Genomic DNA, 11409 nt, shown 5'->3' on the forward strand with positions numbered 1-11409 from the left:
AGACTAGCGGTCAATCCCCGGCAATGCGATCACGATCAGGCGACCATCTTTTCCGCGCGTTTGAGGTCGACCGACACCAGCTGACTGACGCCCTGTTCCTGCATCGTTACCCCAAAGAGCCGGTCCATCCGCGACATCGTCACCGCGTGGTGGGTGATGATCAGGAACCGTGTGTCGGTGCGGCGGCACATCTCGTCGAGCATGTCGCAGAAGCGGGTGACGTTGGCGTCGTCGAGCGGCGCATCGACCTCGTCCAGCACACAGATCGGCGCGGGGTTGGCCAGGAACACCGCAAAGATCAGCGCCAGCGCGGTCAGGGTCTGTTCGCCCCCCGACAGCAGCGACAGGGTCGACAGTTTCTTGCCCGGCGGCTGGCACATGATTTCCAGCCCGGCCTCGAGAGGGTCGTCGGATTCGACCATCACAAGGTTCGCCTCGCCACCGTTGAAGAGATGCGTGAAAAGCAGGCTGAAGTTGCTGTTCACCTGTTCGAAGGCGGTCAGCAGCCGTTCGCGGCCTTCGCGGTTCAGGCTGGCGATGCCGGTGCGGAGCGTCTTGATCGCCTCTTCCAGATCCGCCTTTTCGCCGGCCAGCGTGTCGTGTTCCTCCTGCACCTCGCGGGCGTCCTCCTCGGCCCGCAGGTTCACCGCGCCCAAGGCATCGCGCTGGCGCTTGAGGCGGTTGACGTCGGCCTCGATCTGGTCGGCCGGGGGCATCCTTTCGGGATCGGTATCCAGTTGGGTCAGCAGGGCGTCGGGGGTGGCCTCGCGATCCTCGCGGATCCGCTCGGCCGCCTGGTCCATGGTCTCGCGGGCGGCCTCGGCGCGGGCGGCGGCGCCGGCGCGCGCCTCGCGCGCGTCCGATGCAGTGCGCTCGGCGTCGCGTTCGGCGGCGATGGCCTCGCGCAGCTTGCCCTCGGCCACCGACAGCGCATCGGCGGCGGCGGCGCGGCGCGCTTCGGCGTCGGTGATCGAGGCGGCCAGCGCCTCGCGCTCCTGGGCCAGCTTGGCGGGTGCTGCGCTGGCCTGCGCCAGATCGGCCTCGGTCGTGGCCTTGCGCTCGGCCAGTTCTGCGCTGCGCTTTTCGGCGGTGTCCAGACGATGCCGCCAGCCGCTAAGATCCTTGGTCACCTGCTGCGCGCGGCCCTTGCGGGCGTCGCCCTCGCGGCGCAGTTCGTCATGGGCCGACCGACGCGACATCATGGTCATGCGCGCGGCCTCGACCGTCATCTTGATGTCTTCGACCTGCGCCCGCGCGGCGTCGAGATCGCCCAGATCGGCCATCGCGCGTTCGGCCTCGGCCAGTTGCTTGCGCGCGCCGGTCGCCTCGTCCTCGTGGCGCGAGACGGCCATCTTCAGGCCTTCCAGCTTGCCGTCGGCCATGTCGCGGTCGGCCTCGGCGCGGTTCAGCGCGCGGGTCGCGTCGTTGAGCGCGCGGTCGGCCTCGCGCCGGGCCTCACGCGCGGCCTTGTCCGCCGCGGTCAGTTCGGCCAGCCGCGCGGTCAGCGCCTCATGCGCGGCGCGGGTGCCCTCGACCTGCGCCGTGGCGCGTGCCATTTCCTGCTTGAGTTGCTCCAGCCGGTTCAGTTGCTCCAACCGCAGCGCCGCGGCAGACGGCGCATCCTCAGCCCAGGAGCGGAAGCCGTCCCACCGCCAAAGATCGCCCTCAAGGCTGACCAGCCGTTGCCCCGGTTGCAGCAGGGGCTGGAGGCGCGGGCCGTCGTCGGCCTCGACCAGCCCGATCTGGCCCATGCGGCGGATCAGAACATCCGGCACCGACACATGCTGTGTCAGCGCCGTCACCCCGGCGGGCAGCGGCTGATCGGCATCGTAGGGCGGCAGCGCGGCCCAGCCGGAGGGGCCGTCGGCCTCGACCTCGGGCGCGCGCAGATCGTCGGCCAGCGCCGCGCCAAGCGCCTTTTCGAAGCCCTGTTCCACCTGCAGCCGGTCGAGGATCTGCCCGCCCTCGGCCGTATCGCGGTCGAGCAAGCGGGCCAGCGCGGTGACCTCGGCGCGCAGAGCGTTTGCCTCGCCCTCGGCCTCGGAGCGTTCGGCGCGGGCGTCGGCCTCGCGCGATTGCGCTTCGGTGCGGGCGTCGTCGGCATCGGCCAGCACCTTTTCGGCGCGCTCGGCCATCGCCTGCGCCTCGGTCTGCTTTTCCTGCGCCTCGGCCATCAGCGTGCCGGTGCGGGCCAGGGTCGCTTCTGCGGCCTCTGCCGCCTCGCGCGCCTGGGTGGCCTGCGCCTCGCTGCGGTCCAGCGTCTTGCGGCTGTCGGCCAGGAAGCGGTGCGCCGACTGGTGCCGCGCGGCCAGACGCGCCACGTCCTCGGTCTGCTGCGCCAGGTCGGCCTCGCGCTCCTGCAGGACCTGGGCCGCCTCGCGCGCGGCCTCGGCGGCGGTGGCGAGCTTGTCGTCATGGCCTTCGCTGGCCTTGGCCAGCTCGCGGGCCTCCCATTCCAGCCGCTCGATGGTCTCGCCGGCGTCGCGGTTCAGCCCGGCCTCGCGCTCCATGTCCTGGGTCAATTGCTCGATCCGGCGGGTCAGGGTCGCGATGGTGTCCTGCGCGCGCTTTTCCTGATCGGCCAGCGTGTCGCGCTGGACGGTCAGCCGTTGCAGGACGGCCGCGGCGATCGCCTCTTCCTCGCGCAGGGGCGGCAGCGCGGCCTCTGCCGTTTCGCGCGCCTTGGCGGCCTCGCGCGCGGCGGTTTCGGCGCGGGCGGCGTCGGTGGTGCGGCTGCGCAGGGTCTCGTCGGCCAGCGCGCGGGCGGCGTCCGCCTCTTTCCAGCGGACATAAAGCAGCAGCCCCTCGGCATGGCGCAGCTCGGCGCCGATGGCGCGATAGCGCGCGGCCTGCCGGGCCTGCCGTTCCAGCTGGGCCAGCTGCGCGGCCAGCTGTTCGATGACGTCGTCGACGCGCAGCAGGTTCGCCTCGGTGCTTTTCAGCTTCAGCTCCGCCTCGTGGCGGCGCTGATACAGGCCGCTGATCCCCGCGGCCTCTTCAAGGATGCGGCGGCGCGACTTGGGCTTGGCGTTGATCAGCTCGGAAATCTGGCCCTGCCGCACCAACGCCGGCGAATGCGCACCGGTGGAGGCGTCGGCAAAGAGCATCTGCACGTCGCGCGCGCGAACCTCCTTGCCGTTGGTTTTATAGGCCGAGCCGACATCGCGGGTGATGCGGCGGACGATTTCCAGATTGTCCTGATCGTTGAACCCCGCGGGGGCGAGCCGTTCGGTATTGTCGATCTGCAGGCTGACCTCGGCGAAGTTGCGGGCGGGACGGCTGGCGGCCCCGGCAAAGATCACATCCTCCATCCCGCCGCCGCGCATGGCGGTGGGGCGGTTTTCGCCCATGACCCAGCGCAGCGCCTCGAGCAGGTTGGACTTGCCGCAGCCATTCGGACCGACGACGCCGGTCAGCCCGTCGGCGATGATAAGGTCGGTCGGGTCCACAAAGCTTTTGAACCCGGTCAGCCGGAGTTTGGAAAACCGCACCTGTCTACTGGCCCCTTGATTCCTGCACTCTGACCGAGTTTGCGGGCGGCGCGGGGGGTGAGTCAACGGATTTGCGCATGATGTGGGGCGGTACGGGGGGCTTATCCACAAGATATTGCGCATTGTGCCTGGCGACCCGGGGCTTGACGCAGGGTCGGACAAGGCATTGAATTGATGCAATTCATGAGGATGCAGCTGATGCCCCTGACGATCCATCCGGTGTCGCCGCGCGATCCGCGGGCGGTGGCGCTTTTGGAAGAAAGCCATGCGCTGATGGCCGCCCTGTTCCCGGCGGAGGAAAACTTTGCGCTGGACATCGACGCGCTCGAGGCGCCGGGGATCGTGTTTTTCGGGGCCGAGAACGATGGCCAGTTGCTGGGCTGCGCGGCGCTGATGCGCTGCGACGGCTATGCCGAGATCAAGTCGATGTTCGTCGCCTCCGAGGCGCGGGGCATCGGGGTGGCGCGGCGGATGCTGGTCCATCTGGAGGATGTGGCGCGGGCCGAGGGGATCGGGGTCCTGCGGCTTGAGACCGGGCACAAGCTGCCCGCGGCGGTACAGCTTTACGAAGCGTCGGGCTTTGTCCAGACCGGGCCGTTCGGCGCGTATCCGGAAAACCCGTCCAGCGTCTTTTACGAAAAGAGTCTGGGAGCCGGGCGCTAACTCCAGACCCTAATCCTCGAGGCATTCGAGCGCGAAGTCGAGAGGATCGTCGCCGCTCAGGCTGAAGGCGCGATAGGGGTAGCAGGTGAAGCTTACGGGGCGTACGGGCTTGTCCGGGGGTGCCGCGCCATTGCAGGAAAGCCCCATGATCATCAACGATGCATCGCCTTCGATCCAGCCGGTCTGACAGCCGGATTCAGCCTCCACCGCCATGGCGGCGCGGCGGGAGACCTCGTTGTATTTCGGGGACCATTCCGGGCTGGTGCGGATCACCTCGGCCAGATTGCCCTTGAGGCGGATCAGAAAATCGCTGCCTCCGGCGCTGCGCGCCACCGGTTCGATCCCGAAGAACTGCGGCCCGGGGGTGTTGCAGGCGGCCAGGGCGATGAGAAGAAAGAGGGCGAAGCGCATGGCGTGACTTCGCCCCATCAGGGTTAAGGTCGCGTTAATTCGCGCAAGGCTTCAAGGCCGCAGCTTGCCCGTCCATTTCGACGCCAGCCCGCGCAGGCCGCGCGACAGGAACAGCACGTCGGCAGCCACGGCGACGAATTGTGCGCCGTTTTCGAAATGCGCGTCGATTGCGCTGTCGGCGAAGTCGATGATCCCCGCCGGTTTCCCGGCCTCGGCGATGCGCCGCAGGGTGGTGGCCACCAGGGCCTGCGCCTCGGCGGCATCCGGCGTCAGCCCCATGTCGGCCGCCAGGTCTGCGGGGCCGATGAAGGCGGCGTCGACGCCCTCGACCGCCAGAATGTCGTCCAGCGCCTCTGTCGCCGCAACGCTTTCGATCTGGACGATCAGGCAGAGCTCGTCATTGGCGTTGCGCGCGTAATCGGCCTCGGCCCCAAAGCGCGAGGCGCGGCCAAGCGCGTGCCCGACACCGCGAATGCCCTGCGGCGGGTAGCGCATGGCGCGGACGATGGCGCGGGCGTCGTCGGTGGAATTCACCATCGGGATCAGCAGGTTTTGTGCGCCCGCGTCGAGCACTTGCTTGATCAGCCAGGGCTCGGCCATGGGCAGGCGCACCAGCGGCGCGCAATGCGGATCGACCACCTGCAATTGCCGGGTGATCGTGACAAGATCGTTGGGGGCGTGCTCGCCGTCGATCAGCACCCAGTCGAACCCGGCGCGGGCGACGATCTCGGCGACGTAGGGATCGCAGAGGCACATCCAACAGCCGATACTGCGCTGGCCGCTGGCCAGCTGGCGTTTGAAGGCGTTCTGTGGCGCGGGCATCTCAGGCGTCCTTTCCGGTCATGTCGGCGGCGTCGCGGATCAAGGCGATCACCGCGTCGGCGTCGCCCACACGGTTGGCCAGCATCAGCACCAGCCGGGCGTTAAGCGAGTGGCTTTCGGCCTCGGTCAGCCCCTCATGCGCGGCCATCAGCGCGGCGTAGACATCGTCGCCGCGCGCCCCCAGCCGGTCGGTCTGGTCGGTCATGGCGTCACCTCCGCGTTGGGACCGAACGCGCGGGCCACCTCTGCGGCTACAAGCTCTGCCGTGGGGTCGCGAAAGGCCGCCTGAACATGGCCGTCGGGCCGGAAGAGATAGGCCCAGCCCGCGCCGTACCGCGCTTGCGCCACGTCGCCCGGCGACGTGCAGCAGGGATAGGGCGCGCCGGTCTGCCCGATGCCCAGCCGCCGCACGCCCGGCACCTCGGGCAGGGCGATGTCGCCGAAGCCGACCAGTGTGAACTCGCCCTGCACGCGTTCGATCAGCCAGCCATCCGACAGGGGCGCATCCGGCATCGCGGTGCCCGGTGCGACCGGCGCGTCGCCCTTGTCATAGCCCGGCAGCACCGCGGGCAGGGACAACCGTCCGCTGTTGACCAGCCGCCGCGCAAAGGAATGCCGGTGCGACAGGCGCAGCACCTCTTCGCGGAAAAGCGCCTCGATCGGCGATTTGGGGGTCATGAAGTTGGTGGCGCGGGTGGAATTGAGGATGTTCTCGTCGGCGGCATGGACCCTCTCGGTATCGTAGCTGTCCAGCAGGTCCGGCCCGGCCGCACCGCCAAGAACGGCGGCCAGCTTCCATCCCAGGTTGTCGACATCCTGAATGCCGCCATTGCCGCCGCGCGCGCCGAAAGGCGACACCACATGCGCGCTGTCCCCAACGAACAGAACACGGCCGTGCACGAACCGCTCCAGCCGCGCACAGCGGAACTTGTAGACGCTCATCCAGTCGAGCCGGAAGGGCCGGTCGCCCACGACGGCGCGGATGCGGGGAAGGACCTTTTCCTCGGCAGCCTCGGTTGCGGCGTCGGTTTCGGGGCCGAGCTGCAGGTCGATCCGGTAGATATTGTCGGGCTGGGCATGCAGCAGCGCCGACTGGCCGGGGTGGAACGGCGGATGGAACCAGAACCAACGCTCGGGCACGTCGCTGCCAAAGGGGCTTTCGGCCATTTCCACATCGACGATCAGGAAGTGTTCCTCGAAGGTCTGTCCCTCGAACGGCAGCCCCATCCGGTCCCGCGTTGGCGACTTGGCCCCGTCGCAGGCACAAAGCCAGGCCGCCTCCAGCGTATAGGACCCGTCCGGTGTCTCGACCGTCAGGACCACATGATCGCCCTTGTCCTCATGCCCGACGACGCGGTTCTTGAACCGCAGATCGATGCCCAGCTCCTGCGCGCGCTCGATCAGGTATTCTTCGACGTAATATTGCTGAAGGTTGATGAAGGCGGGGTATTTGTGCCCGTCCTCGGGCAGCAGATCAAAGCTGTAGACCTCGTCCGCGCCATGGAAATTGCGCCCGACCTTCCAGGTGATCCCCTTGTTCAGCATCCGCTCGCCAACGCCCAGCCGGTCGAAGATTTCAAGCGTGCGCTTGGCCCAGCAGATCGCCCGGCTGCCGACGCTGACGACGTTGTTGTCGTCCAGCACCACCGCCGCCACGCCGCGCTGCGCCAGGTCGATGGCCAGCGCCAGCCCGATGGGGCCCGCGCCGACGATGGCGACCGGGTGGCGCGGTTCGGGCCCGCGCAGCCCGGGCGGTGGGACATAGGGAAAGGGTTGGTAATCATAGGCCATGTGACACGTCCTCTTTCGCTGCGGCCGGCGCGGGGCGGCTCAGCCTTTCCACAGCTTCCACCCCGTCCAGACCGCCGAGCCACCGAAGAAAAGCCCCGCCACGCCCACGACCTCGACCAGCGCGGGGCCGCGCGGCCAGCCTCTGATCGCGATGGCGGCGATCAGCAGCGCCAGCCCGACGACGCTGATCGCCAGCCGGATCTTGAGCTCGCCGCGTGTGGGGCCGAACTTGCTCATCTCAGTCTTCCTGCAACGCCGCCCACATTTCCTTGTCGCGCTGTGCGGTCCAGATGCGGGGCGTCTCGATCCCCAGCGCCTCGTCATAGGCGCGCGCGACGTTGAAGGGCAGGCAGTGTTCATAGATCGCGTAGTCGCCGAATTTCGGGTCGCAAACCGCGCGGCAGGCGGCCATCGCCTCTTTCAGCGTGCCGCCGCCCTGCGCCACCCGCGCAACCGACCGGTAGGTCGAGGTGACGAAATCGGCGGTGTTGTCGAGCGCCTTGCCGACCATTTCCGCGCCCACCAGCGCATCGCCCCGCCCCGGCGCGATGGCGTCCGGACCGAAGGCGCGGATCGCCTCGAGCGTGGCTGGCCATTCGCGCAGATGCCCGTCGCCGCAATAGCAGGCCGAGTGGTATTCGACGATATCGCCGGTGAACATGACGTTCTGGTCGGGCACATGCACCACGCTGTCCCCCGCCGTATGCGCGCGGCCCACCTGCATCAGATCGACCCGCCGCTTGCCCAGATAGACCGTCATGCGCCCGCCGAAGGTGGTGGTGGGCCAGGTCAGGCCGGGGATTTCCTCGTGCCCTTCGAAGAGCCGCGGAAAGCGGTCGAACTCGCTGTCCCAATCCTCCTGCCCGCGCTCGGCCACCATTGCGCGGGCGGTGTCCGACATGATGACTTGCGGCGCGGCAAAGGCGCTGGCGCCCAGAACGCGCACCGCGTGGTAATGGGTCAGCACCAGGTGGCTGATCGGCTTGTCGGTGACCTGCCGGACGCAGTCGATCACCTTGCGCGCCAGCCGTGGCGTCGCCTGCGCCTCGACGATCATCACCGATGTGTCGCCGATGATGACGCCGCTGTTGGGGTCGCCCTCGGCGGTAAAGGCATAAAGCCCCTCGCCCACTTGCGTGAAGCTGATGGTCTTTTCCGCCATGTCGCCGGCGCTTGCGAAGGATTTGCTCATAGGGCCTCTACTGTCTGATCTATCGTGCCAAAGATATTCCGGCCTGCCTCGTCTTCCATCCAGATCCGCACCCGGTCGCCGGGTCGCAGGAACGGGGTCTTGGGCGCGCCGGTGGCGATGGTCTCGATCATGCGCTGTTCGGCGATGCAGGAATAGCCCGCGCCGCCCTCGGCAACCGGCTTGCCCGGGCCGCCGTCCAGCTTGTTCGACACCGTGCCCGACCCCACGATGGTGCCCGCCGTCAGGTTCCGCGTCTTCGCGGCATGGGCGATCAGCGTCGGAAAATCGAAAGTCATGTCGCGCCCCGCATCCGCTCGCCCGAACGGCTGTCCGTTCAGATCTACGCATAACACACCATGCAGCCGGCCGCCGTCCCAGCCCGTCAGGGTATCCGGATTCACGGCGAAAGGCGAAAAAGCGCAGGCCGGTTTCGATTGCACAAAGCCGAACCCCTTGGCCAGCTCGCCCGGGATCAGGTTGCGCAGCGACACATCGTTGCAAAGCATCACCAGCCGGATCGCCGCCGCCGCCTCGTCGCGGCTCGCGCCCATCCTTACCGGGCCGGTGATCACCGCGATCTCGCCTTCGAAGTCGATGCCCCAATCTGGGTCGCCGATAATCGGATCGGTCGGGGCCAGAAAACCGTCCGATCCGCCCTGATACATCAGCGGGTCGTGCCAGAAACTTTCGGGCATCTGCGCGCCGCGCGCCTGCCGGACCAGTTCCACATGGTTCACATAGGCCGATCCGTCGAGAAACTGATAGGCCCGCGGCAGCGGCGACAGGCATTTCTCCTCGGCCACCTCCGCCGCGCCGCCGGTGCCAAAATCCCCGGTATCGAGCGCAACCTGCAAACTGCCGACAGTGCCCCAGGCCCAGGACCCGTCCCGCTCGACCGCCAGCCGGCCGTCCGGCCCTTCACATCTCAGCGTTGCCACCCTCACAAAGCCACCCTCTTCATTGATCCATAAATATCCCGGGGGGTTTGGGGGGCTGGCCCCCCAACTCTAACTCGGTTTGGGGGGCTGGCCCCCCAAACGGTCCGGTGCCGCAAGGCACCGGATACTCATTTCTTTCCGGGCGAGCCGTCGAATTTCTTCTCCAGATCGGCCCAGCAGTCGATGTAATCGTCCTGCAGGGGCGCCTCTTCGGCGGCAAAGCGGGTCAGGTGCTGGGGAAAGCGCGTCTCGAACATGAATGACATCGTGTTGTCGAGCTTGTGCGGCGCCAGTTCGGCATTCGAGGCGCCCTCGAAGGCGCCCTTGTCGGGCCCGTGCGGCAGCATCATGTTGTGGAGGCTCATCCCGCCGGGCACGAAGCCCTGCGGCTTGGCGTCGTATTGGCCATAGATATTTCCCATCAGCTCGGACATGATGTTCTTGTGATACCACGGCGGGCGGAAGGTGTCCTCGGCCACCATCCAGCGCTCGCGGAACAGCACGAAGTCGATATTCGCCGTGCCCTCGACGCCCGAGGGCGCGGTCAGCACCGTAAAGATCGACGGGTCGGGGTGATCGAAGAGCACCGCGCCCACCGGGCAATAGGTGCTCAGGTCGTATTTCACCGGCGCGTAATTGCCGTGCCAGGCCACCACGTCGAGCGGCGAATGCCCGATTTCGGTCTGGTGGAACTGGCCGCACCACTTGATGGTCAGGGTCGAGGGCACCTCGCGGTCCTCGAAGGCGGCAACGGGCGTCTTGAAATCGCGCCGGTTGGCCATGCAATTCGCGCCGATCGGTCCGCGCCCGGGCAGGGCGAATTTCTGGCCGTAGTTTTCACAGACGAAACCCCGGCAGGGGCCCTCGAGCACCTCGACCCGGTAGACCAGCCCGCGCGGCAGGATCGCGATCTCCTGCGGGGCGAGGTCGATGACGCCAAGTTCGGTGCAAAACCGCAGGCGGCCCTCCTGCGGGACCACCAGCAATTCGGAATCCGCCGAAAAGAAATAGGCGTCCTGCATGGATTGTGTGACCAGGTAGATGTGGCTGGCCATGCCGACCTGGGTGTTCACGTCGCCCGCCGTGGTCATCGTGCGCATGCCCGAAAGCCAGGTCAGCGGCTCGTCCGTCAGCGGCACCGGGTCCCAGCGGTACTGACCCAGCGAGGTGACGTCCTCGACCACATGCGGCGCGGATTTCCAATAGGGCAGGTCGATGCGCTTGTAGCGGCCCGAGTGTTTCACCGAGGGCCGGATGCGATAGCACCAGGTGCGTTCGTTCTGATGGCTGGGCGCGGTAAAGGCCGTGCCCGACAATTGTTCGCCGTAAAGCCCGTAGTTGCATTTCTGCGGGCTGTTCATGCCCTGCGGCAACGCGCCGGGCAGAGCCTCGGTTTCGAAATCGTTGCCGAAGCCGGGCATATAGCCTTCATGCGGGCCAGGCAGGCTGGGGGCCTGTACCATGCCCTTGGGGTCGGTCTGACGGTTCATGCATCGCTCCCTTGCCGGATTCGCCGTAGGGTAATAGTTGTTTTTGTAACTAACAACGCGAACGGACCCGTCATGGCGCAAAAAGACGACTTCGATCTGCAGCTTTTCCTGCCTTACCTGCTGGCGCAGGCCGCCGAGGCCGCAAGCGCCGGGTTCCAGCGTCTCTACAAGCAGCGCTACGGCATGCTGCGGACAGAGTGGCGGGTGCTGTTTCACCTCGGCATCTACGGCGAGATGACCGCCCGGGACATCGGCGCGCGGGCGGGGCTGCACAAGACCAAGATCAGCCGGGCGGTGGCGGCGCTGGAGACCAAGCGGCTTTTGACGCGGTCGCGCAAGACCGAAGACCGCCGGCAGGAATCGTTGTCCCTGACGCCGGCGGGGCGGGCGGTCTACCGCGATCTGCGGGAGATCGCGGAAGGCTATGACGCCAGACTGGTGGCGGGGTTGTCGGCGGAAGAAGCGGCGACGCTGCGGCGGTTGCTGCAAAGCCTTGCCGGGCAATCATGAGCGGAGGGTTTCGGACCGCTTGCGCGGTCCGACCGGGGGGGGGGGGGGGGGGGGGGGGGGGGGGGGGGGGGGGGGGGGGGGGGGGGGGGGGGGGGGGGGGG

At 67.7% G+C, this 11409-nt stretch carries 11 protein-coding genes; 2 read left to right on the plus strand and 9 right to left on the minus strand.

Annotation, left to right across the window (positions count from 1 at the left end; all coding sequences use genetic code 11):
• Positions 1–35 precede the first annotated feature (35 nt).
• Positions 36–3491 (minus strand): chromosome segregation protein SMC, encoded by a 3456-nt coding sequence (smc, locus tag RXV88_RS02920; RefSeq protein ID WP_316290572.1) that lies wholly within the window; start codon positions 3489–3491, stop codon positions 36–38.
• 198 nt (positions 3492–3689) lie between these two features.
• Between smc and RXV88_RS02925 the strand changes: the two genes are divergently transcribed.
• Positions 3690–4154: a GNAT family N-acetyltransferase gene (locus tag RXV88_RS02925; RefSeq protein ID WP_316290574.1), complete on the plus strand. Its 465-nt coding sequence runs from the start codon at positions 3690–3692 to the stop codon at positions 4152–4154.
• Between the two features lie 9 nt (positions 4155–4163).
• On the opposite strand, the gene RXV88_RS02930 is transcribed toward RXV88_RS02925, so the two are convergent.
• The 8 genes from RXV88_RS02930 to hmgA all read right to left on the minus strand — a co-directional run bounded on the left by RXV88_RS02930 (position 4164) and on the right by hmgA (position 10798).
• Entirely contained in the window at positions 4164–4565 is a 402-nt protein-coding gene (locus RXV88_RS02930) for a hypothetical protein (RefSeq protein ID WP_316290575.1), read from the minus strand.
• Positions 4566–4616: 51 nt separating this feature from the next.
• Positions 4617–5387: an HpcH/HpaI aldolase/citrate lyase family protein gene (locus tag RXV88_RS02935; protein WP_316290577.1), complete on the minus strand. Its 771-nt coding sequence runs from the start codon at positions 5385–5387 to the stop codon at positions 4617–4619.
• 1 nt (position 5388) lies between these two features.
• Positions 5389–5592, minus strand: a complete 204-nt coding sequence (locus RXV88_RS02940; RefSeq protein WP_316290579.1) for a DUF2783 domain-containing protein — start codon at positions 5590–5592, stop codon at positions 5389–5391.
• A complete protein-coding gene (locus RXV88_RS02945) occupies positions 5589–7178 on the minus strand; it encodes an FAD-dependent oxidoreductase (RefSeq protein WP_316290581.1) in 1590 nt (529 codons plus the stop codon). The genes RXV88_RS02940 and RXV88_RS02945 overlap by 4 nt, the downstream gene beginning before the upstream one ends.
• Positions 7179–7217: 39 nt before the next feature.
• Positions 7218–7415, minus strand: a complete 198-nt coding sequence (locus tag RXV88_RS02950) for a hypothetical protein (RefSeq protein ID WP_316290583.1) — start codon at positions 7413–7415, stop codon at positions 7218–7220.
• A 1-nt stretch (position 7416) separates the two neighbouring features.
• On the minus strand, positions 7417–8370 hold the full coding sequence (locus RXV88_RS02955; RefSeq protein ID WP_316290585.1) for an MBL fold metallo-hydrolase: 954 nt from the start codon (positions 8368–8370) through the stop codon (positions 7417–7419).
• Positions 8367–9308 carry a fumarylacetoacetate hydrolase family protein gene (locus tag RXV88_RS02960; protein ID WP_316290587.1) on the minus strand — a complete coding sequence of 314 codons (942 nt, stop codon included), beginning with the start codon at positions 9306–9308 and terminating at the stop codon, positions 8367–8369. The genes RXV88_RS02955 and RXV88_RS02960 overlap by 4 nt, the downstream gene beginning before the upstream one ends.
• 128 nt (positions 9309–9436) lie before the next feature.
• Positions 9437–10798 carry a homogentisate 1,2-dioxygenase gene (gene hmgA, locus RXV88_RS02965; protein WP_316290590.1) on the minus strand — a complete coding sequence of 454 codons (1362 nt, stop codon included), beginning with the start codon at positions 10796–10798 and terminating at the stop codon, positions 9437–9439.
• A gap of 72 nt (positions 10799–10870) precedes the next feature.
• Between hmgA and RXV88_RS02970 the strand changes: the two genes are divergently transcribed.
• Positions 10871–11308, plus strand: coding sequence for a MarR family winged helix-turn-helix transcriptional regulator (locus RXV88_RS02970; RefSeq protein WP_316290591.1), 438 nt, complete (start codon positions 10871–10873; stop codon positions 11306–11308).
• The last annotated feature ends 101 nt before the right edge of the window (positions 11309–11409 follow it).

This window comes from Aestuariicoccus sp. MJ-SS9, from assembly GCF_032586235.1.
GTDB lineage: Bacteria > Pseudomonadota > Alphaproteobacteria > Rhodobacterales > Rhodobacteraceae > Aestuariicoccus.

Bases quoted from the DNA above. Each gene is read 5' to 3' on its own strand.
- RXV88_RS02955 (WP_316290585.1), bottom strand. From the start codon at position 8,370: ATGAGCAAATCCTTCGCAAGCGCCGGCGACATGGCGGAAAAGACCATC.
- RXV88_RS02945 (WP_316290581.1), bottom strand. From the start codon at position 7,178: ATGGCCTATGATTACCAACCCTTTCCCTATGTCCCACCGCCCGGGCTG.
- RXV88_RS02940 (WP_316290579.1), bottom strand. From the start codon at position 5,592: ATGACCGACCAGACCGACCGGCTGGGGGCGCGCGGCGACGATGTCTAC.
- RXV88_RS02930 (WP_316290575.1), bottom strand. From the start codon at position 4,565: ATGCGCTTCGCCCTCTTTCTTCTCATCGCCCTGGCCGCCTGCAACACC.
- hmgA (WP_316290590.1), bottom strand. From the start codon at position 10,798: ATGAACCGTCAGACCGACCCCAAGGGCATGGTACAGGCCCCCAGCCTG.
- RXV88_RS02950 (WP_316290583.1), bottom strand. From the start codon at position 7,415: ATGAGCAAGTTCGGCCCCACACGCGGCGAGCTCAAGATCCGGCTGGCG.
- RXV88_RS02935 (WP_316290577.1), bottom strand. From the start codon at position 5,387: ATGCCCGCGCCACAGAACGCCTTCAAACGCCAGCTGGCCAGCGGCCAG.
- RXV88_RS02925 (WP_316290574.1), top strand. From the start codon at position 3,690: ATGCCCCTGACGATCCATCCGGTGTCGCCGCGCGATCCGCGGGCGGTG.
- RXV88_RS02970 (WP_316290591.1), top strand. From the start codon at position 10,871: ATGGCGCAAAAAGACGACTTCGATCTGCAGCTTTTCCTGCCTTACCTG.